At 72.2% G+C, this 20765-nt stretch carries 15 protein-coding genes, 1 tRNA gene and 2 pseudogenes; 1 reads left to right on the top strand and 17 read right to left on the bottom strand.

Annotated elements, in window-relative coordinates; translation table 11 throughout:
* Positions 1–33: 33 nt before the first annotated feature.
* The 17 genes and pseudogenes from atpB to ACFV4G_RS14535 all read right to left on the bottom strand — a co-directional run.
* Positions 34–840, bottom strand: a complete 807-nt coding sequence (gene atpB, locus ACFV4G_RS14615; RefSeq protein ID WP_380440114.1) for a F0F1 ATP synthase subunit A — start codon at positions 838–840, stop codon at positions 34–36.
* A gap of 285 nt (positions 841–1125) precedes the next feature.
* Positions 1126–1569, bottom strand: coding sequence for a hypothetical protein (locus ACFV4G_RS14610; RefSeq protein ID WP_380440112.1), 444 nt, complete (start codon positions 1567–1569; stop codon positions 1126–1128).
* A 300-nt stretch (positions 1570–1869) separates the two neighbouring features.
* Positions 1870–3150, bottom strand: coding sequence for an MraY family glycosyltransferase (locus tag ACFV4G_RS14605; protein WP_380440110.1), 1281 nt, complete (start codon positions 3148–3150; stop codon positions 1870–1872).
* 170 nt (positions 3151–3320) lie between these two features.
* Entirely contained in the window at positions 3321–4601 is a 1281-nt protein-coding gene (gene glyA, locus ACFV4G_RS14600) for a serine hydroxymethyltransferase (protein ID WP_380440108.1), read from the bottom strand.
* Positions 4602–4727: 126 nt separating this feature from the next.
* Positions 4728–5369, bottom strand: coding sequence for a protein-tyrosine-phosphatase (locus ACFV4G_RS14595; RefSeq protein ID WP_380440187.1), 642 nt, complete (start codon positions 5367–5369; stop codon positions 4728–4730).
* Positions 5370–5401: 32 nt separating this feature from the next.
* Entirely contained in the window at positions 5402–6049 is a 648-nt protein-coding gene (locus ACFV4G_RS14590; protein ID WP_380440106.1) for an L-threonylcarbamoyladenylate synthase, read from the bottom strand.
* 145 nt (positions 6050–6194) lie between these two features.
* Positions 6195–7061: a peptide chain release factor N(5)-glutamine methyltransferase gene (gene prmC / locus ACFV4G_RS14585; protein WP_380440104.1), complete on the bottom strand. Its 867-nt coding sequence runs from the start codon at positions 7059–7061 to the stop codon at positions 6195–6197.
* Positions 7062–7122: 61 nt separating this feature from the next.
* Positions 7123–8199, bottom strand: a complete 1077-nt coding sequence (prfA, locus tag ACFV4G_RS14580; RefSeq protein ID WP_380440102.1) for a peptide chain release factor 1 — start codon at positions 8197–8199, stop codon at positions 7123–7125.
* Between the two features lie 112 nt (positions 8200–8311).
* The gene (rpmE, locus tag ACFV4G_RS14575) at positions 8312–8533 is read right to left on the bottom strand and encodes a 50S ribosomal protein L31 (RefSeq protein WP_030235761.1); all 222 of its coding nucleotides are present in this window, start codon (positions 8531–8533) and stop codon (positions 8312–8314) included.
* A gap of 137 nt (positions 8534–8670) precedes the next feature.
* Positions 8671–9759, bottom strand: coding sequence for an LCP family protein (locus tag ACFV4G_RS14570; RefSeq protein WP_380440100.1), 1089 nt, complete (start codon positions 9757–9759; stop codon positions 8671–8673).
* A 163-nt stretch (positions 9760–9922) separates the two neighbouring features.
* A pseudogene (gene rho / locus ACFV4G_RS14565) lies at positions 9923–12167 on the bottom strand (transcription termination factor Rho).
* A 621-nt stretch (positions 12168–12788) separates the two neighbouring features.
* Positions 12789–13727, bottom strand: coding sequence for a homoserine kinase (thrB, locus tag ACFV4G_RS14560; protein WP_329927985.1), 939 nt, complete (start codon positions 13725–13727; stop codon positions 12789–12791).
* Between the two features lie 418 nt (positions 13728–14145).
* Positions 14146–15243 carry a threonine synthase gene (gene thrC / locus ACFV4G_RS14555; protein ID WP_380440098.1) on the bottom strand — a complete coding sequence of 366 codons (1098 nt, stop codon included), beginning with the start codon at positions 15241–15243 and terminating at the stop codon, positions 14146–14148.
* 10 nt (positions 15244–15253) lie between these two features.
* Positions 15254–16546, bottom strand: a complete 1293-nt coding sequence (locus ACFV4G_RS14550; RefSeq protein ID WP_380440096.1) for a homoserine dehydrogenase — start codon at positions 16544–16546, stop codon at positions 15254–15256.
* Positions 16547–16683: 137 nt separating this feature from the next.
* Positions 16684–18078, bottom strand: a complete 1395-nt coding sequence (gene lysA, locus ACFV4G_RS14545; protein ID WP_380440094.1) for a diaminopimelate decarboxylase — start codon at positions 18076–18078, stop codon at positions 16684–16686.
* Positions 18079–18171: 93 nt separating this feature from the next.
* Positions 18172–19833: an arginine--tRNA ligase gene (argS, locus tag ACFV4G_RS14540; protein WP_380440092.1), complete on the bottom strand. Its 1662-nt coding sequence runs from the start codon at positions 19831–19833 to the stop codon at positions 18172–18174.
* Between the two features lie 84 nt (positions 19834–19917).
* Positions 19918–20334: pseudogene (locus tag ACFV4G_RS14535) on the bottom strand (response regulator); the annotation flags it as partial.
* A gap of 171 nt (positions 20335–20505) precedes the next feature.
* Between ACFV4G_RS14535 and ACFV4G_RS14530 the strand changes: the two are divergent.
* Positions 20506–20577: transfer RNA gene (locus ACFV4G_RS14530), tRNA-Arg, on the top strand.
* Positions 20578–20765 lie beyond the last annotated feature (188 nt).

Genomic DNA, 20765 nt, shown 5'->3' with positions numbered 1-20765 from the left:
GTGTGGTTCGGGGCGGGGCCGGAGCCCCGGGGCTCAGTGCGCCTCTTCCAGGGCACCGGCGATGTAGCTGCTGGCCAGCATCACGAAGATGTAGGCCTGCAGGAACTGGACCAGCAGCTCGAAGGCGGTCAGCGCGACGGCCACGATGAAGGAGGCCGAGCCGTACAGCGCGCCCAGGGTCGGGCTGAGCAGGTACCAGGAGGCGATGGAGAACATCACGATCAGCAGGTGGCCGGCGAACATGTTCGCGAAGGCTCGGACCGCGAGCGTGAAGGGGCGCACGAAGATGTTCGAGAAGAACTCGATCGGCACCAGGATGAACATGACCCAGCCGGGGATGCCCGACGGCCAGCAGAGGTTCTTCAGACCGCCGACGAAGCCGTGCTTCTTGAAGGTCAGCGTCATGTAGGTGATCCACACGACCGCCGCAAGGCCGGCCGGGAACGCGATCGCCGCCGAGACGGGGAACTGCGCGAAGGGGATGATCGACATGATGTTCATCAGCCAGATGAAGAAGAACATCGAGACGAGCATCGGGACGTACTTCTCGCCCTTCTTGCCGATCGTCTCCAGCACGATGGAGCGCTTGACGAAGTCGTAGCCGATCTCACCGACCAGCTGCAGCTTGCCCGGGACGAGGCGCGGCTTGGCGAAGGCGGCCCAGAAGAAGACGACCACCAGCACGGCGACGATCATCGACAGCAGCATCGGCTTGTTGAAGTCGACGCCGCCGATCGTGAAGATCGGCTTGAACGAGAACTCGTTCAGACCCGGCGCCGGGAAGCCACAGCCAGCGTCCCCGAAGTGGCAACTGCTGGCGAGGGGGAGTTCAGCACTCACCACGGACTCCTTCGTCGTGACGCATGGTTACGGCAACCTCGGTGTGTCGGCGCGGCCTGCGGCCACGGAGCGGCACTGGAACTTGATGGGTTTCTCGCGGATCCTGCGCGGCGGTGCGCTGCACCACTGCGGGATCATCGAAGACTGCGCGGATCCGGGGGGCGATCCGTCCAATGTCCGGACAGACCTGGCCTCTTCCCGTACTCCGTTGTTGCGACGGACGATAGCAGCCCGTCAGTGGCGCATAAACACCGCCCCCCTCGTTGGGGGGACAGTCGGGCCTCGTCACTGTTGACGTCCCGAGCCGGAGGACTTGTCGTCCTTCTTTTCGGAGGCGTCGGGGACGACGTAGAAGGTCTTGGCCTTGAGTGCGCCGCGCACCTGGAAGCCCGTCCAGACGAGGGCGCAGCCCAGCAGGGTGAAGGCGAACGCCTGCCGGTTGAAGAGCTCGGTGTTCTTGAAGACCGCGAGCACGATGCCGACCAGCAGGATCTGCGTGGTGTACACGAGCAGCGCGGCGGCCATCATGATGTGCGGGTTCGACCTGGTCAGCCGGTCGAGCGCGACCTGGCCGAAGCTGAAGAAGGCCATCACGAGCAGCGCGCCGAAGAGGGCGCCGAGCAGAGCCTTCCCACCGGCGACGGGGAACGAGATCGCCATGGCGATGATCCCGGCGACCGCAGTGGGAATCGCGGCGCCTCGGAGGATCCGGGCGTCGTTGGACGGCATGTCGGCAGCTCCGGCGGCATGTCGGTGTTACGGGGACGGGGCAGAACACTCGGTGGGGTGGCACCGGACCGAGGGGCCGCCGCCGGGCCGCCCGCTGGAGCGGCGGGCCCGTCGAGGGAGACCGACCAGGGACGGAAGTCCTCCACCTGTCAGGTCTTTCGGCGTGTTCTCGGTACTCGTGAACGGTATCACAAACTATTTGATGAGAGCTTTACCATGAATGTGTGGCTCCTGTCACACTGGCGGAGCAAGAGTGCCGCCGATCGGGTGAACCCATCTGGCGGAGCGTCAAATTCCTTGCTAGCGCCGCCCGGTGGTCCGACCGTGGGGTTCGGAGGACGCCGAGGAGCCCTCGCCGGCTTCACCCAGAAGTTGCTTGTCCTTGGCCGACAGTTCAGCCATCGGACCGGAGGGCTGCCGGCGGTAGCGCGGCGGCACGAAGGCCTGCACCGCGCGCGGGGCGCGCGGCCGGAACCGCGGCGTCAGGAGCACGACCAGACCGACCAGGCAGAGCCCGGCGAGCGTCAGCACCACCGTGCGGCCGGTGTTGGTGACCGAGAAGGCCACCGTGCCGAAGGCGATCAGCGCCGCCCAGAAGTACATGATCAGCACGGCCCGGCTGTGCGAGTGCCCGACCTGGAGCAGCCGGTGGTGCAGGTGGCGCTTGTCCGCGGCGAACGGCGACTGGCCCGCCCAGGTGCGGCGGACGACGGCGAGCAGCAGGTCGGCCAGCGGCAGCGCGATGACGGTCAGCGGCAGCAGCAGCGGGATGTAGATCGGCACGAGGGCGTGGACGGTGGCGGTCTGCGACCCGGTCTCGTTGTTGATCAGGTCCGGGTCGACCCGGCCGGTGATCGAGATCGCGGCGACGGCCAGCATCAGGCCCAGCATCATCGAGCCGGAGTCGCCCATGAAGATCCGCGCGGGGTGCATGTTGTGCGCCAGGAAGCCCAGGCACATGCCGATCAGCAGCACGCTGAACAGCACGGCGGGGGCGGCGTCGGTGATCGCGTAGCCGTACCAGAGCCGGTAGGAGTACAGGAAGAACGCCATCGCGGCGATGCAGACCATGCCGCCGGCCAGGCCGTCCAGGCCGTCGATGAAGTTCACCGCGTTGACCATGACGACGACCAGCGTCACCGAGATGACCATGCCCTGGGTGGGACTGACGGCGACCGCGCCGACACCGGGCACCGGCAGGGTGATCACCGTGACCCCCTGCCAGACCATCACACCGGCGGCGATCATCTGGCCGCCGAGCTTGACCAGCGCGTCCACGCCCCACTTGTCGTCGAGCACGCCGAGCAGCCACATGATCCCGGCGCCGGAGAGCAGCGCGCGGATGTCGGTGCCCTGGGTGAACACCTTGCTCAGGTTGTCGAGTTGGGAGGCGACCAGGATGCCCGCGCACAGTCCGCCGAACATCGCGATGCCGCCGAGCCGCGGGGTGGGCTCGCGGTGCACGTCCCGGGCCCGGACCGGCGGCATGGCGCCGGCCGCGATCGCGAACTTCCGGACCGGGCCGGTCAGCAGGTAGGTGACGGCCGCGGTGGTGAACAGGACCAGCAGATACTCACGCACCACTGGCCTCCTGCGTCACTGTCCTGCGGGAAGGTACCCAAGGTACTCCCGCGCCTGTCCGGGGTTCGAGGTGCGTCGCCACGGCACACACCTTATTGAGTCGGACGCCGGGGACGCGCATCGCGGTTCGCCCTACCGGGTAGGAGAACCGGATACGCCGCCGCGCTCGTTCACCCGCGGTCCGCGAAGGACAGGGCCAGTTCCCGCACCCGCGCGCCGACCGCCGCGACCTCGTCCCCGGCCAGCAGTCGGCCGATCAGCCCGGCGATCTCCGCGAGCTCCCGCTCCCCCATCCCCTGCGTGGTCACCGTGCCGGTGCCGAGCCGGATCCCGGAGGCCTCGGAGGGCGGCGCGGGGTCGTACGGCAGGGCGCTCTTGCCGAGCAGCAGCCCGGCCGCCGCGCAGCGCCGCTCCGCCTCGGCCCCGGTGACGCCGAGCGGGCGCACGTCGGCCGTCACGAGGTGGGTGTCGGTCCCACCGGTCAACGGGCGCATACCGGCCTGCGCGAGCCCCTCGGCGAGTACGCGCGCCCCGGCGACCGCCCGCCGCGCGTACTCCCGGTAGGCGGGCGTCGCGGCCTCCGCGAGCGCCACGGCCTTGCCGGCCACCTCGTTCATCGCCGCGCCGCCCTGGCTGAACGGGAACACCGCCCGGTCGATCCGCTCGGCCAGCTCCGCGGTGGACAGCAGCAGGCCGCCGCGCGGGCCGCGCAGCAGCTTGTGGGTGGCCGCCACCGTGACGTCCGCGTACGGCACCGGGGAGGGCGCCGCACCGGCCGCGATCAGGCCGGTGGTCTGCGCGGCGGAGGCGATGAGGTACGCGTCCACCTCGTCGGCGATCTCCCGGAACCCGGCCCAGTCCGGGTGTCTGGGGTGCGAGATCGAGCCCGCCACGATGGCCTTCGGCCGCACCCGGCGGGCGAGTTCGCGCACCTGGTCGAGGTCGATCAGCCCGTCGTCCTCGCGCACGCCGTAGCCGGTGAAGGTGAACCACCGGCCGGAGAAGTTCGCCCGCGAGCCGCAGCTGAGGTGTCCGCCGTGCTCCAGCGACATCGCCAGGACGCCGTCGCCGGGCCGCAGCAGCGCCGCGTACGCCGCCAGCATCGCCGAAGTCGCCGAGCGGGGCTGGACGTTGGCGTGGGGCGCGGCGAACAGCTCGCGCGCCCGGTCGATCGCGAGGAGCTCCGCGGCGTCCGCGAGGGCGCAGCCGGTGTGGTGGCGGCGTCCGGGGTACCCCTCGGCGTACTTGTCGATCAGCGGGCCGCCCAGGGCCGCCAGGACGGCCGGTGAGGTCAGGTTCTCCCCCGCCAGCAGCTGGACCGTCTCGGCCCGCCGCTCGGCCTCCGCGGCCAGCAGGTCGGCCAGCTGGGGATCGGCCCGGTGCAGCGCCTCGGACGCCCAGGGGCGCCCCGTCGTCGTGGTGGTGCCGGACACGGCGTCGGTGACGGTCATGGCGGTGCTCCCGGGCGCTACGGGGGTCGGTCCCTCCAGCGTAGGACCGGGCCCCCCGGGCGGCTCGCCGACGCGGGCCGGGTGCACCCGGGCGGGCGCGCGCGGGGCCCTGCGGGACGCGGGCGCTCAGGGGTACGCGGGCACTCCGGTGAGCGCGGTGACCACCGGGTCGACCGCGTGGAATATCTCCTCGCCGCAGTTGCGGAACATGCCGATCGGCGCCCCGTACGGGTCGTCCACCTCGTCGGACTCCGGAGTGGCGGCCAGCAGCCAGCCGCGCAGCGCGGCGGCGGCCCGGACCAGCGCGCGGGCACGCTCGGTGACGTCCGCGCCGCGGCGCGGGTCCGGCAGGGTGCCCGGGTCTATCGTCCGCACCAGCCGGGTGAACTCCTTCAGCGTGAAGGTCCGCAGCCCCGCCTCGTGGCCCATCGAGATGACCTGGGCGCGGTGGTCCAGGGTCGCGGTGAGCACCAGGTCGGCCTCGACCACGTGCTCGTCCAGCAGCTCCCGGCCGGTGAAGCCGCCGCTGTCGGCGCCGTACTCGTCGAGCACGGTCGCGGCGTGGTCCTCCATCGGCGCGCCCACGTGGCCCCAGGTGCCGGCGCTCTCCACCAGGATCCGCCCCGCCACTCGGGGGCTGAGCCGGGTGTCGAGCTCACGCCGGGTCAGCCGCTCGGCGATCGGCGAACGGCAGATGTTGCCGGTGCACACGTACAGGATCCGGAAGTGGTCCAGCGGCCTGGGTCCCACGCTCAGGTACGGCGCTATGCCCGGACCGGCGTGGAGCGAGGCGGTGGGTGTCAACTTCCGGCCTCCAGGTCGGGAACGACCTCCCTCAGCTGCTCGACGCTGATCGCGCCCGCCCGCAGCAGGACCGGGACCTTGCCCGTGACGTCGACGATGGACGAGGCGGTCGCGTGGTCGGCCTGGCCGCCGTCCAGGTAGACCGAGATGGCGTCGCCGAGCTGCGCCTGCGCCTCGTCGCAGGTGGCCGGGGACGGGCCGCCGGTCTTGTTGGCGCTGGAGACGGCCAGCGGTCCGGTGGCGTTCAGCAGCTCGATGGCGACCGGGTGCAGCGGCATCCGGACGGCGACGGTGCCGCGGGTCTCGCCGAGGTCCCAGCGCAGCGAGGGCTGGTGCTTGGCGACCAGGGTGAGGCCACCGGGCCAGAAGGCGTCGACGAGCTCCCAGGCCTGCTCGGAGAAGTCGGTGACCAGGCCGTGCAGGGTGGTCGGGGAGCCGACCAGGACGGGCGAGGGCATGTTGCGGCCCCGGCCCTTGGCGGCCAGCAGGGCGGCCACGGCCTCCGGCGAGAACGCGTCGGCGCCGACGCCGTACAGGGTGTCGGTGGGCAGCACGACGAGTTCGCCGCGGCGGATCGCGGAGGCGGCCTCCCGCAGACCGGTGGTGCGGTCCCCGGCATCGGCACAGTCGTAGCGGCGGCTCATCGGTGCGGTCCCCTTCCGGAGTGGCTCATGACGTTCACGGCGCGGCGCTGCGCGCGGCGGGTCACGACGACGCCCTTCGGGCTGTCGTGCTGTGCTCGCCGATTCACAACGACACCCTTCGGGCGGTCGTACTGTGCTCGATCGTTCACAACGACACCCTTCGGGCGGTTGTGAAGCGCGGCCGGTTGTTCAGGTCGCGGTGGTCGGCGGTGTCCGTCCAGCCGCGTTCCTCGTTGAAGATCCACGGCACCTGGCCGCCCTGCTGGTCGGCGTGCTCGATCACCACCGCGCCGCCCGGGCGCAGCAGCCGGGCGGCCACCCGCTCGATGCCGCGGATGGTGTCCAGGCCGTCCTCGCCCGAGAACAGCGACATCTGCGGGTCGTGGTCGCGGGCCTCGGGGGCGACGTACTCCCACTCGGTGAGCGGGATGTACGGCGGGTTGGAGATGACCAGGTCGAAGCGGCCGTCCCAGGAGCGGTCGTCGGCGAAGGCCTTGGTGGCGTCGCCGGCGTGCAGGGTGATGCGGGCCCGGTCCGGGCTGGCGTCGATGTTGCGCCGGGTGTACTCCAGCGCGCCCTCGTCGAGCTCGAAGGCGTGCACGGTCGAGCGCGGCAGCTCCTGGGCGAGCGCGAGCGCGATGGCGCCCGAGCCGGAGCACAGGTCGACGACCAGCGGCTCGGCGACGTCCATGTCGCGGACGGCGTCTATGGCCCACTCGACGACGCTCTCGGTCTCCGGCCGGGGCACGAACACCCCGGGGCCGACCTCCAGCTCCAGGTAGCGGAAGAACGCCCGCCCGGTGATGTGCTGGAGCGGCTCGCGCGCCTCGCGGCGGGAGACGGCCTCCCAGTAGCGGGCGTCGAAGTCGGCGTCCTTCACCGTGTGCAGCTGGCTGCGCTTGACGTTGTGGACGTAGGCGGCGAGTTCCTCCGCGTCGAAGCGCGGCGAGGGCACGCCGGCCGCGGCCAACCGCTGGGTGGCCTGAGCCACCTCGGCGAGCAGCAGGTTCATCCGTACGACCTCTTGTTTCTGCGCTCCGGCTGCGGGGTTGTCCGGCGCTGGCGCACCGGTCTCAGTTCTGTTGGGCCGCGGCGAGCTTGGCCGCCGCGTCCGCGTCGACGCAGGACTGGATCACCGCGGTCAGCTCGCCGTCCAGGACCTGGTCCAGGTTGTACGACTTGAAGCCCGTGCGGTGGTCCGAGATGCGGTTCTCGGGGTAGTTGTACGTGCGGATCCGCTCGGAGCGGTCCACCGTGCGGACCTGGCTGCGGCGCGCGTCCGAGGCCTCCCGCTCGGCCTCCTCCTGCGCGGCGGCGAGCAGGCGCGAACGCAGAATGCGCATCGCCTGCTCCTTGTTCTGCAGCTGGCTCTTCTCGTTCTGGCAGGACGCCACGATACCGGTCGGCAGGTGGGTGATCCGGACCGCGGAGTCGGTGGTGTTGACCGACTGGCCGCCGGGGCCGGACGAGCGGTAGACGTCGATCCGCAGGTCGTTGGCGTGGATCTCGACCTCGACCTCCTCCGCCTCGGGGGTGACCAGCACGCCCGCCGCGGAGGTGTGGATGCGGCCCTGCGACTCGGTGGCCGGCACGCGCTGCACGCGGTGCACGCCGCCCTCGTACTTCAGCCGGGCCCAGACGCCCTGGCCGGGCTCGGCGTTGCCCTTGGTCTTGACCGCGACCGAGACGTCCTTGTAGCCGCCGAGGTCCGACTCGTTGGAGTCGATGATCTCGGTCTTCCAGCCGGTCCGCTCGGCGAAGCGCAGGTACATCCGGAGCAGGTCGCCGGCGAACAGCGCGGACTCCTCGCCGCCCTCGCCCGCCTTGATCTCCAGGATGACGTCCTTGTCGTCGCTCGGGTCGCGCGGGACGAGCAGCAGCCGCAGCTCCTCCGTGAGCTCCTCGCGGCGCGCCTCGGAGTCCTTCACCTCGGCGATGAACTCCGGGTCCTCGGCGGCGAGTTCACGCGCCGCCTCGATGTCCTCGCCGGCCTGCCGCCACTCCCGGTAGACCCGGGTGATCGGGGTCAGCTCGGCGTACCGCTTGGCCAGCTTGCGGGCGTTGGCCTGGTCGGCGTGGACGGACGGGTCGGCCAGCCTCTTCTCGAGGTCGGCGTGCTCGACGAGGAGCTCTTCGACTGCCTCGAACATGGGGGTGGCCTTCTTCCCGGGGATCGGATGGGGTGGTGGGACGCGAACGGCGCCGGTCCCCAGCGCCCCCGGAACGAGTACGGGGGCACCGGGAACCGGCGCCGAGGGAGCGCTAGGCCTTCGCGCTGTGCTGCTTGCCGAAGCGGGCCTCGAAGCGGGCCACGCGGCCACCGGTGTCGAGGATCTTCTGCTTGCCGGTGTAGAACGGGTGGCACTGCGAGCAGACCTCGGCGCGGATCTCGCCGCTGGTCTCGGTCGAGCGGGTCGTGAACTCGGCGCCGCAGGTGCAGGTCACACGGGTGACCACGTACTCGGGGTGAACGTTGGACTTCAAGGGGTTCTCCTAGGTATCGGGAGGGCACCGGGTCGGCGGCTGGAATGCCGCACGTGAACCGGGACCGACGGTCCAGTCTGCCAGGACGGGCCGCATCTTCCCAAACCGGGTCGTGTCCCGGGTTATTCCGGACGCCCTCAGCGCCGCGCCGCGGCCGCCGGGGAGGCCGTCGGAGCCGCCTGGGCGGGGTTCTCGGGCTGGGCCGCGACGACCGCCTGCGGGATCGGCTGGTCGGCCTTGAGCGCCGCCCAGACCTGGTTCGCCTGGGGCTGCTGCTCGACCACCCGGTTGGGGTCGCTGGGGGCGGCGACCACCGGCAGGGTCACCATGCTCAGCTGGTCCGGGCCGATGCCCTTGAGCTCCTGGGCGAGGCCCACCAGCGCGTTCACCGACCCGAGCGCCGAGTCGGTGGTGATGCTCTTCGTGACGGTGTCGCCGATCGACCACAGCTTGACCGGGTCGGTGAGCAGGCCCGCCCCGCCGGTCTGCCGGAGCAGCGACTTCACCATCTGCTTCTGCAGCTCGATCCGGCCGAGGTCGCTGCCGTCGCCGACGCCGTGCCGGGTGCGGACGAAGGCGAGCGCCTGCCGGCCGTCGAGGTGGTGCTCGCCGGCCGGGAGGTCGAGCCCGCTGTCCTTGTCGTGGATGGCCACCGTGGTGGTCACGGTGGCCCCGCCTATCGCGTCCACGACCCGGGCGAACCCGGCGAAGTCGACCTGCACGTAGTGGTCCATCCGCAGCCCGGTCAGCTGCTCGGTGGTCTTGACCGCGCAGGCGGCGCCGCCGGCCTCGAAGGCGCTGTTGTACATGGCGCGCTTGAGGGCCGGCACGGGCTTGCCGCTCGCGTCGGTGCAGTCGGGGCGGTCGACGAGGGTGTCGCGCGGGATCGAGACGACCTCGGCGCGCGAGTGGTCCTGGCTGACGTGCACGACCATCGCGGTGTCGGAGCGCGCGGTGTCACCGGTGTCCCCGCCCGCCAGGCCGCCGTTCGCGCCGGCCCGCGAGTCGGAGCCCAGCACGAGGATGTTGAACGAGCCGTCGGTGGCGGCCGGCGGCCGGGCGTCGCCCAGCCGGGCGTTGATGTCGACGCTCTTGATGTTGCCGTCGAGCGTGAAGTAGGCCCACGCGGCGGCCCCGGCGCCGAGGACGGCGATCGCGGCGGACGCGCAGGCGACCACCCGCAGGACTCTGCGGCGGTTGCTCGGGACGCTCTTGTGCTCGGCCATACGCTCCAGGGTAAATCGGACAAGAGTCACCAATGTGGTCGAGATGTACCGACTCTGGAACAACCGGCCCGGATCCTGGGCCGGAGCCGGGCCCGGGAACGCCGGAACCCCGGACCGCTCGCGCGATCCGGGGTTCCGTGACGGCCGAGCCGTGCGACTGCGGTCAGTCGCCGGACCCGGGGGTCGTCTTGGCGATCTGCATCAGGAACTCGGCGTTGCTCTTGGTCTGCTTCATCTTGTCCAGCAGGAGCTCGATCGCCTGCTGCGAGTCGAGCGCGTGCAGCACCCGGCGCAGCTTCCAGACGATGGCCAACTCCTCGCTGCCGAGCAGGATCTCCTCCTTGCGGGTGCTGGAGGCGTCCACGTCGACGGCCGGGAAGATGCGCTTGTCCGAGAGCTTGCGGTCGAGCTTGAGCTCCATGTTGCCGGTGCCCTTGAACTCCTCGAAGATCACCTCGTCCATGCGCGAGCCGGTCTCGACCAGCGCGGTGGCCAGGATGGTCAGCGAGCCGCCGTTCTCGATGTTGCGCGCGGCACCGAAGAACTTCTTCGGCGGGTACAGCGCGGTCGAGTCGACACCACCGGACAGGATGCGGCCGGAGGCCGGCGCCGCCAGGTTGTAGGCGCGGCCGAGGCGGGTGATCGAGTCCAGCAGGATCACCACGTCGTGGCCGAGCTCCACCAGTCGCTTGGCGCGCTCGATCGCGAGCTCGGCGACGGTGGTGTGGTCCTCCGCCGGGCGGTCGAAGGTCGAGGAGATGACCTCGCCCTTCACCGACCGCTGCATGTCGGTGACCTCTTCCGGACGCTCGTCGACCAGGACGACCATCAGGTGGCACTCGGGGTTGTTGTGGGTGATCGCGTTGGCGACCGCCTGCAGCACCATCGTCTTGCCGGTCTTCGGCGGCGCGACGATCAGACCGCGCTGGCCCTTGCCGATCGGCGACACGAGGTCGATGATCCGGGTGGTCAGCACGCCCGGGTCGGTCTCCAGGCGCAGCCGCTCCTGCGGGTACAGCGGGGTGAGCTTGTTGAACTCGGGACGGCCGCGGCCGCTCTCCGGGTCCATGCCGTTGACGGAGTCCAGGCGCACCATGGCGTTGAACTTCTCGCGGCGCTCGCCCTCGCGCGGCTGGCGCACGGCGCCGGTGATGGCGTCGCCCTTGCGCAGGCCGTTCTTGCGGACCTGCGCCAGCGAGACGTAGACGTCGTTCTGGCCCGGCAGGTAGCCGGAGGTGCGCACGAACGCGTAGTTGTCGAGGATGTCCAGGATGCCCGCGACCGGGATCAGGACGTCGTCCTCGCCGATCTGCGGCTCGGGGGCGCCGGTCTCGAAGCCCTCGCGGCGGCTGCCGCGGCCACGGCGGTCGCGGTAGCGGCCGCGACGGCCGCGACGGCCGTCGGCCAAAACGTGGTCGTCGTTTCCGGCCCGGTTCGCCTGGGGGTGGTGGGGGGTGTGCTGGTTGCCGGCCGTGCGGGCGTGGGCGGCGGCCCTGAGCCCCCGCGGCGCGGGCCCGCCCCCCGCGCGCCGCGCGCGCCCCCCCCCCCCCCCCCCGGCCGCGACGGCCGTCGCCGAACTCGTCGTCGTCGTAGCCGCCCTGCTGCGCCTGCGGCTGCTGCTGGGTCTGCTGCTGGCCGCCCTGGCGGGCCTGGCCGTCGCCCTGGGCGCCCTGCTGCTGGCCGCCGCCCTGCTGGCCCTGGCGGTCGGCGCGCTCACGGCGGTTGCGGCGGTCGCGGCGCGACTCGCGGCTCTCGCCGTCCTGGCCGGCCTGGACCTCGCCGCCCTCCTGGCGGTCGGTGCGCTCGCCGGCGTCGCGGCGGTCGCGGCGCTCGCGGCGGTCGCGGCGGGACTCGGTGCGGCCCTCCTCGCGGCCCTCGAAGGCGCGGGTCTCGGCCGGGCGGGCCTCGGCCTGCTTCGGCTCGGCCACGACGACGGCGGCCGGCTCGGCGGCGGCGGTCTCGGCGACCGGGGCGCCGGCGGCCGAGGTGGCGCGGCGGCGGGTGCGCTCGGCGCGGGCGGGCGCGGCGGTCTCGGCGGCGGCCTGGACCGGGATCTCGATCTGGGCCTGCGGCTCGTCGGCCGGGGCGGCGGCGGCCGCGGCGGCCTTGGTGCGGCGGGCCGGCTTCTCGGCCGGGGCCTCGGCGTCCGCCTTGGCGGCGGTGCGCTTGGCGGCCGGGGCGCCACCACCGGCGGCGAGCAGCGGGTCGCCGCCGCTCTTCTCCTTGATGGTCTCGATCAGCTGGCTCTTGCGCATGCGTCCGGTACCGGTGATGCCCAGGTCCGCGGCGAGCTTCTGCAGCTCGGCCAGGACCATCCCGTCCAGGCCCGCGGCGGCCGAACGGCGGCGCCGGGCCGGGGCAGCGGGGGCGGCGGCGTCCGACGCGTCGGCGTCCGGGCGCGCGCCCATCAGATCGGTGGTGTCGCTCACTAAGGGTCCTTCCCTGGAGCGGACGTCGGCCTGTCTGGCTCGGCGACCGGTTGTGCTGTCCTGACCAACGCTCGACTGCGTCGGTCCGAGGCGGGGATCCCTCGAATGGCGGAAGCCCGTCGAGGGAGAGCTGCGAGGTGCGGTGCACGAAGCACGGTGGTGCGAGTGGCGCGGTGGGCCGGCCGTGTGCCGACCTCCCCGAAGGGCGTACCCCCACGCTGCCTGCGAATCCCGGGCCCCCGTCGCGTGACGGTGGCCCGCGCTCCGCCCGTCCTGGCCTCAAGGTGGGAGGCCGCGGGTGGGAGTCAGGTGCCGTCACGGCTTCGGGATGCGGCCGCAAGTCGCGCAGGCAGGCTGCGTACGCGCTGCGGTGGGCTCCCGGAGAATCGTCGCCCCGAATATCGCCGGGACTCCGCGGCAGCGGAGTGCTGGGATCGGGACGCGGCGCACCGAGCCCCGGAGGGCACCTGGTGCAGCAATGAGGTTAACACTACCGACCCCCTCACACATTCCCCAGCCTTGCGCTTGCCAATCGTGTCCGGACGGCCCGGCTGCGGGCGTGCCGCCGCCGGGCCCGGGCGGACCGCCCGGACGTGCTGCTCAGGCGTCCAGCGGGAGCACCGTGGCGCCGGTGCGGTCGAGCTCCAGGCGGTGCGCGGCGAACGCCGGGTCGCCGCCGTGGCCGTGGTGCCCGGCGAAGGAGAGCACCTTGTCGGCGCCCGCCTCGTCGGTGAGCGCGAGGACGGTCGGGCCGGCCCCGGAGATGACGGCGGGGATGCCCTCCGCGCGCAGGGCGCCCACCAGTCCGGCGCTCTCGGGCATCGCGGAGGCGCGGTAGTCCTGGTGCAGCCGGTCCTCGGTGGCGGCGAGCAGCAGCTCGGGGCGCCGGGTCAGCGCCTCGACCATGAGCGCGGCGCGGCCCGCGTTCACCGCGGCGTCGCCGAGCGGGACGGTCTTGGGCAGCAGGCCGCGGGCGGTCTTGGTGAGCACCTCGGTGGCGGGCACGAAGACGACCGGCACGACCCGCTCGGACGGCTCCAGGACGACCGCCTTGGCCGACTCCTCGTCGGTCCAGGCGACGGTGAAGTTGCCGCGCAGGCAGGCCGCGACGTTGTCGGGGTGGCCCTCCAGCTCGGAGGCGAGGTCCAGCAGCGCGTCGTCGTCCAGCGCGGACGGGCCGCCGATGGTGACGGCGCGGGCGGCCACGAGGCCGGCGCAGATGGCCGCCGACGAGGAGCCGAGGCCCCGGCCGTGCGGTATCCGGTTGGCGCAGACCACTTCGAGGCCGCGCGGCTGGCCGCCGAGGCGGTCGAAGGCGGCGCGCATCGAGCGGACGACGAGGTGGCGCTCGTCGCGGGCCAGCGAGTCGGCGCCCTCGCCGGCGATGTCGACGGACAGGCCGGAGTCGGCGACCCGGACGACGACGTCGTCGTACAGGCCCAGCGCGAGTCCGAAGGCGTCGAAGCCCGGACCGAGGTTGGCGCTGGTCGCGGGGACCCGGACCCGGACGGCGGCGGCACGGAACGCGGGACCGGCCATGCGGTGGACTCTCCTGGGGAATTCGGCGGCGCGGAGCGCCTCGGTGCGGGGGTGGGGAGGCGGGCCGCGGGCCCCGTACCGGGGCGGGCGGTCACAGTCGTCGGTGCGGCCCGCGAGGGGGACGGACCCGGGGCATGTGCCACACGGCCGGACCCAGAGTATCGAAGAGAGGTTCCCCAGTGGTACACCCCGTGGGCCTTCGATCTGGTGTGTTGCCGCTTCTGGCCGGAATGCGCACCCCACCCGGTCAAAGGGCGGGGCGGAATCGGTTCGGAATGCGCAGCGGAATTGACACAAAAGTGTCAGTCGAGAACTTTGACGGGCCGACCCCCGAAAGGGTCGGCCCGTCGCGGTCCGGTGGGGCATCAGGCCTTTTGCCCGATGGGCCCGGTGGGTCCGGCGGGCCCGTTCCGGCGGGTCAGTCGAGCAGGCCCAGGCGCCGGGCCGCCGCCTCCGGGTCGATCGGGACGATCTGCGGCTGCGGCGCACCGGCCACCGCCCAGTCCGGGTCCTTGAGGCCGTTGCCGGTCACGGTGCAGACGATCCGCTGGCCCGGGTCGACCAGGCCGGCCTCCGCCTTGGCCAGCAGACCGGCCACCGAGGCGGCCGAGGCGGGCTCCACGAAGACGCCCTCCTGCGAGGCCAACAGCCGGTAGGCGGACAGGATCTGACGGTCCGTCACCTTGTCGATGAGGCCGCCCGACTCGTCCCGCGCGGCGAGCGCGAAGTCCCACGAGGCCGGGTTGCCGATCCGGATCGCGGTGGCGATGGTCTGCGGCTTGAGCACCGGCGCGCCGTCCACGATCGGGGCCGAGCCGGAGGCCTGGAAGCCCCACATCCGCGGGGTGCGGGAGGCCAGGCCGTCGGTGGCGTATTCGCGGTAACCCTTCCAGTACGCGGTGATGTTGCCCGCGTTGCCGACCGGGAGGACGTGGATGTCCGGGGCGTCGCCGAGCATGTCGACGATCTCGAAGGCGGCCGTCTTCTGGCCCTCGATGCGCACCGGGTTCACCGAGTTCACCAGCGCCACCGGGTACTTCTCGGACAGTTCGCGCGCGAGCGTCAGGCAGTCGTCGAAGTTCCCGTCCACCTGGAGGATCCTGGCGCCGTGCACCAGCGCCTGGCCCATCTTGCCCAGCGCGATCTTGCCCTGCGGGACGAGCACCGCCGACACCATCCCGGCCCGCACCGCGTACGCGGCGGCGGAGGCCGAGGTGTTGCCGGTGGAGGCGCAGATGACGGCCTGCGCGCCCTCCTCCTTGGCCTTGGAGATGGCCATCGTCATCCCGCGGTCCTTGAAGGAGCCGGTCGGGTTGGCGCCCTCGACCTTCAGGTAGACCTCGCAGCCCGTGCGCTCGGACAGCACCTGGGCGGGGACCAGCGGCGTGCCGCCTTCGAGCAGGGTGACCACCGGAGTGGCCGCGGTGACCGGCAGGCGGTCGCGGTACTCCTCGATCAGGCCGCGCCACTGGTGGGTGTGCGCGCCTCGGACGACGTTCTCGGCAACGGCGTTCATGGCTAGTTCCTTACTCCCCTTCGACCCGCATGATGCTGGCCACGTCCCGCACGCTGTCCAGCGCGCGGAGCTTGTCGACCGTCGCCGACAGGGCGGCGTCGGTGGCACGGTGGGTGACCACGACGAGCGAGGCGTCGCCGTCACGGCCCTGCTGGCGCACGGTGTCGATGGAGACGCCGTGCTCGGCGAACACGGAGGCCACCTGGGCGAGCACACCGGCGCGGTCGTCCACGTCCAGGCTGACGTGGTAGCGGGTGACGACCTCGTCCATCGGCTTGGCCGGCAGCTGCGTGTACACCGAGTCACCGGGGCCGGTGGCCTCGTTGAGCTTGTTGCGGCACACCGCGACCAGGTCGCCGAGCACCGCCGAGGCGGTCGGCGAGCCGCCGGCGCCCGGGCCGTAGAACATCAGCCGCCCGGCCGCCTCGGCCTCGACGAACACCGCGTTGTACGCCTCGCGGACGGAGGCCAGCGGGTGCGACAGCGGGATCATCGCCGGGTGCACGCGCGCGGTGACGGACTCGCCGTCGGCGGCCCGCTCGCAGATCGCGAGCAGCTTGACGACGCAGCCCATCGCCTTGGCCGAGGCGATGTCGGCCGCGGTCACCTCGGTGATGCCCTCGCGGTAGACGTCCGCCGCGGTCACCTTGGTGTGGAAGGCGATCCCGGCCAGGATCGCGGCCTTCGCGGCGGCGTCGAAGCCCTCGACGTCGGCGGTCGGGTCCGCCTCGGCGTAGCCGAGCGCGGTGGCCTCCTCCAGCGCCTCCGAGTAGCCGGCGCCGGTGGTGTCCATCTTGTCGAGGATGAAGTTGGTGGTGCCGTTGACGATGCCGAGCACCCGGTTCACCTTGTCGCCGGCGAGGGACTCGCGCAGCGGGCGCAGCAGCGGGATCGCCCCCGCCACCGCGGCCTCGTAGTACAGGTCCACCCCGGCCGCCGCGGCGGCCGCGTGCAGCTCGGCACCGTCCTGGGCGAGCAGCGCCTTGTTGGCGCTGACCACCGAGGCGCCCTGCTTGAACGCCGACAGGATGTGGTGTTTGGACGGCTCGATGCCGCCCACGACCTCGATCACCACGTCGATGTCGCCGCGGTTGATCAGGGCCTCGGCGTCGGTGGTCAGCAGGTGCGCGGGCACGCCGGGGCGGTCCCGGCCGGCCCGGCGGACCGCGATGCCGGCGAGCTCGACCGGGGCACCGATGCGCGCGGCGAGGTCGTCGGCCGTCGTCGTCATGATGCGCGCCACCTCGGAGCCCACCACACCACAGCCCAGCAACGCCACCTTCAGCGGGCGCGTACGCATCATCCGACTCCGCTCTGCATTCATCGTGCTTCGGTAATTCCGGCGGCTTTCTCGGGCCGCCGGGAACTTCGGTCCGTACCAGTCTCGGGGACTTTCCGCACGGATCTACGGTCGTTCCATGATCTGAGACAAGAATTTCGTCATCCGATATCCAGACGCAGGAGATCCTCCTCCGTCTCGCGCCGGACGATCACCCGCGCCGCACCGTCCTTGACGGCCACCACGGGGGGCTTCAGGGCGTGGTTGTAGTTGCTCGCCATCGAGCGGCAGTACGCGCCGGTGGCGGGCACCGCGAGCAGGTCGCCCGGGACGAGGTCGGCCGGCAGGAAGGCGTCCCGCACGACGATGTCGCCGGACTCGCAGTGCTTGCCGACCACCCGGACCAGCATCGGCTCGGCGTCGCTGGTGCGCGACACGAGCGCCACCGAGTACTCGGCGTCGTACAGCGCGGTGCGGATGTTGTCGGACATGCCGCCGTCCACGCTGACGTAGGTGCGCAGGCCCTCCAGCGGCTTGACGGTGCCGACCTCGTACAGCGTGAACGCGGTCGGGCCGACGATCGCCCGGCCCGGCTCCACGCTCAGCCGCGGCACGTCCAGCTCGGCCGCCCGGCACTCGCGGCGGACGATGTCGGCCAGCGCGGCGGCGATCTCGGCCGGCTCGCGGGGGTCGTCGTCGCTGGTGTAGGCGATGCCAAGGCCGCCGCCCAGGTCGATCTCGGGCAGCTGGACGCCGTGCTCGTCGCGGACCTGCCCGAGCAGGCCGACCACCCGGCGGGCGGCCACCTCGAAACCGGCCATGTCGAAGATCTGCGAGCCGATGTGCGAGTGGATGCCGCGCAGCTCCAGGCTCGTCGGGTGGCCGAGCACCCGGCGCACCGCCTCGGCGGCCGCTCCCCCGGTCAGCGACAGGCCGAACTTCTGGTCCTCGTGCGCCGTCGCGATGAACTCGTGGGTGTGCGCCTCGACGCCGACGGTGACCCGGATCAGCACCGGCTGGCGGACGCCGTGCCGGGCGGCGATCGCGGCCAGCCGCTCGATCTCCTCGTAGGAGTCGACGACGACGTGGCCGACGCCCGCCTTCACGGCGTGCTCCAGCTCGTCCACCGACTTGTTGTTGCCGTGCAGCGCGATCCGCTCGGCCGGCATCCCGGCGGCCAGCGCCACGACCAGCTCGCCGACGCTGCACACGTCGAGGTTCAGGCCCTCCTCGTGCAGCCAGCGCACGACCGCCTTGGAGAGGAACGCCTTGCCGGCGTAGTAGACGTCCGCGTCGGCGCCGAAGGCGTCGCGCCAGGCGCGCGCCCGGGTGCGGAAGTCCTCTTCGTCCATGACGTAGGCCGGGGTGCCGTACTCGGCCGCCAGCGTCTTGACGTCGATCCCGGCGACGGTGGCCACGCCCTCGGCGTCGCGGGCCACGGTGCGCGACCAGACCTTGGGGTCGAGCGCGTTCAGGTCGGCCGGCGGGGCCTGGTAGTGGCCCTCGGGCAGCACGTCCCCGTGCCGGGGGCCTGCGGGGTGTGCGGAACGACTCATGTGTCTTTCCCAGTCCTTCGAGACCTATGGCGAGGGGCGGCGACGGTCCCCGTTGACCGTCAGCCGCCCCCGCTGTGCGCTTGGGGGTGGTTCCTACATCCGCTCGGGCGCCGTCACGCCCAGGAGCGTGAGCCCGTTGGCGAGCACCGTACGCGTCGCCTCGACCAGCCAGAGGCGGGCCCGGTGCGTGTCGTTGAGCTCCTCGTCGCCCTTGGGCAGGAACATGCAGTTCTCGTACAGGCGGTGGTACTTGCTCGCGAGCTTCTCCAGGTACACGGCGACCCGGTGCGGCTCGCGCAGCTCGCCGGCCGTGGCCAGCACGCGCGGGAACTCGGCGAGGTGGCCGAGGACGTCGGACTCCCACTCGGTGGCGAGCAGCTCGGGTTTGAACTGCTCGGCCGGGCCCTTGTCCACGCCCAGCTCGGCGGCCTTGCGGGCCACGCCGCACATCCGGGTGTGGGCGTACTGGACGTAGAAAACCGGGTTCTCGTTGGTCTGGCTCGTCAGGAGGTTGATGTCGAGCGTGATCGTCGAGTCGGTGGAGGAGCGCGCCAGCGTGTAGCGGGCGGCGTCCACGCCGATCCACTCGACGACGTCGTCGATCGTGATGATGTTGCCGGCCCGCTTGGACATGCGGACCTCTTCGCCGTCGCGAAGCATCTTCACGAACTGGCCGATCTTCACCTCGATGTTGTGGTTCATGTCGTCGCCCGCGCAGGCCGAGATGGCCTTGAGGCGGTTGACGTACCCGTGGTGGTCGGCGCCCAGCATGTAGAGCGCGACGTCGGTGCCGCGGTCGCGCTTGGACAGGTAGTAGGCGGCGTCGGCGGCGAAGTAGGTGGTGTCGCCGTCGGCCTTGATCAGGACGCGGTCCTTGTCGTCGCCGAAGTCGGTGGTGCGCAGGAAGACCGCGCCGTCCTGGTCGAAGACGTGGCCCTGCTCGCGCAGCCGGGTGATGGCCTTCTCGACGGCGCCGGAGTCGTGCAGCGACTTCTCCGAGAACCAGACGTCGAAGTGGGTGCCGAACTCGTCCATCGAGCGCTTGATCTCGGCGACCATGAGCTTGAGGCCCTCGGTGCGGAAGACCTGCAGCTGCTCGGCCTCGGGCAGGTCGAGCAGGCCCGGGACGGCGCCGGTGATCGCCTTGGCGATGTCGACGATGTACTCGCCGACGTACCCGCCCTCGGGCACCTCCCGGCCGTTCGCGGCGGCCTGCAGCGAGGCGGCGAACTTGGTGATCTGCACGCCGGCGTCGTTGAGGTAGTACTCGGTGGTGACGTCGGCGCCGGAGGCCCGCAGGACGCGGGCGAGCGAGTCGCCGACGGCCGCCCAGCGGACGCCGCCGATGTGGATCGGGCCGGTCGGGTTGGCGGAGACGAACTCCAGGTTGATCTTCAGGCCCTTGAGGGCCTCGTTGCGCCCGTAGGCCTCGCCGGCCTCGACGACGGTGCGGGCGAGCGCACCGGCGGTGGCGGTGTCCAGGGTGATGTTCAGGAAGCCCGGACCGGCGATGTCGACCTTGGTGACGCCGGTGATCCCTCGCAGGCGGTCGGCCAGCGCCTCGGCGACGGCTCGCGGCGGCTTGCCGGCCGCCTTGGCGAGCTGGAGGGCCACGTTGGTCGCGTAGTCGCCGTGGTCCCTGTTCTTGGGCCGCTCGACCGTCACGTGCTCGGGCACGGCGACGGCCAGCTCGCCCGCCTCGACGGCGGCGCTCACTGCGGCCTGGATTGCCTGGGAAAGCTCTGCGGGGGTCACGACGCCAAGCGTAGGCGAGACGGGGTGCCCGCCCGCCACTCGGTTTGCCGGTTGAGACGCCCGTGCGGCGCCCCGGCGGCGGTGTCAGCCTCGATCTGTGCGCTCTGTTCGCTCAGGGCGAAACCCGCCGGGCCGCCCGCCCAGGGTCATCAGGCGGCGCACCAGTGCCACCAGGTCCGCCGGGTCGAAGGGCTTGCCGAGGTAGCCGTCCACCCCCACCGCCTCCCCCAGATCCAGGTCCGCCGGGGTGCAGGCGCTCACGATCGCGATCGGCAGCCCGCTGGTGCCGGGCGCCGCGCGCAGCCGGGCCGCCGTCCGCAGGCCGTCCAGACGCGGCATCACCACGTCCAGCGTCACCACGTCCGGCCGCACCCGGCGGACCACCTCCAGGCACTCGGCACCGTCGGCGGCGGTCACCACCTCGAAACCCTCGAGTTCGAGGTTGACCCTGATCAGCTGGCGGATCACCTCGCTGTCGTCCACCACGAGGACCCGCCCGGACTCTCCCGACACCTCACCGAGGGTATCGGCGGGGCGGCCGCCCCGTCCGGCCTTTCCCGACTTCCGCCCGGCGGGCGCCCGGCCGGCCCGGTGCGAAACCCGTGCACGGACCACGGCCGGAGCCTGGTAGTGTTCTCCACGTCGGAGCGCAGGCCCCGACGGCAAGAGCAGGCCCCCGTAGCTCAGGGGATAGAGCACCGCCCTCCGGAGGCGGGTGCGTAGGTTCGAATCCTACCGGGGGCACTTGCAACCGAGGCCCAGATCAGTGGAGTTGTTCCACGGATCTGGGCCTTCGTCGTTTTCCGGACCACGCCGGCGGAGACGCCGCCCCGCCGGGGGGGGGGGGGGCGGGGGGGGGGGGGCGGGGGGGGGGGGGGGGGGGCGCGGCGGGGGCGGAGTGCGGGGGGGGCGTGGGGGGGGCGTAGGGGCGG

The organism is Kitasatospora sp. NPDC059747, assembly GCF_042732955.1.
Classification (GTDB): Bacteria; Actinomycetota; Actinomycetes; order Streptomycetales; family Streptomycetaceae; genus Kitasatospora.
The sequence above is the reverse complement of the archived record's forward strand: the minus strand, read 5'-3'. Positions and strand labels throughout refer to the sequence as shown.

What these genes read in the sequence shown, in the direction of transcription:
- thrB (WP_329927985.1), bottom strand. Translation starts at nt 13,727, where the DNA reads ATGGCCGGTCCCGCGTTCCGTGCCGCCGCCGTCCGGGTCCGGGTCCCC.
- ACFV4G_RS14590 (WP_380440106.1), bottom strand. Translation starts at nt 6,049, where the DNA reads ATGAGCCGCCGCTACGACTGTGCCGATGCCGGGGACCGCACCACCGGT.
- ACFV4G_RS14550 (WP_380440096.1), bottom strand. Translation starts at nt 16,546, where the DNA reads ATGATGCGTACGCGCCCGCTGAAGGTGGCGTTGCTGGGCTGTGGTGTG.
- ACFV4G_RS14610 (WP_380440112.1), bottom strand. Translation starts at nt 1,569, where the DNA reads ATGCCGTCCAACGACGCCCGGATCCTCCGAGGCGCCGCGATTCCCACT.
- lysA (WP_380440094.1), bottom strand. Translation starts at nt 18,078, where the DNA reads ATGAGTCGTTCCGCACACCCCGCAGGCCCCCGGCACGGGGACGTGCTG.
- glyA (WP_380440108.1), bottom strand. Translation starts at nt 4,601, where the DNA reads ATGACCGTCACCGACGCCGTGTCCGGCACCACCACGACGACGGGGCGC.
- prmC (WP_380440104.1), bottom strand. Translation starts at nt 7,061, where the DNA reads ATGAACCTGCTGCTCGCCGAGGTGGCTCAGGCCACCCAGCGGTTGGCC.
- prfA (WP_380440102.1), bottom strand. Translation starts at nt 8,199, where the DNA reads ATGTTCGAGGCAGTCGAAGAGCTCCTCGTCGAGCACGCCGACCTCGAG.
- thrC (WP_380440098.1), bottom strand. Translation starts at nt 15,243, where the DNA reads ATGAACGCCGTTGCCGAGAACGTCGTCCGAGGCGCGCACACCCACCAG.
- ACFV4G_RS14570 (WP_380440100.1), bottom strand. Translation starts at nt 9,759, where the DNA reads ATGGCCGAGCACAAGAGCGTCCCGAGCAACCGCCGCAGAGTCCTGCGG.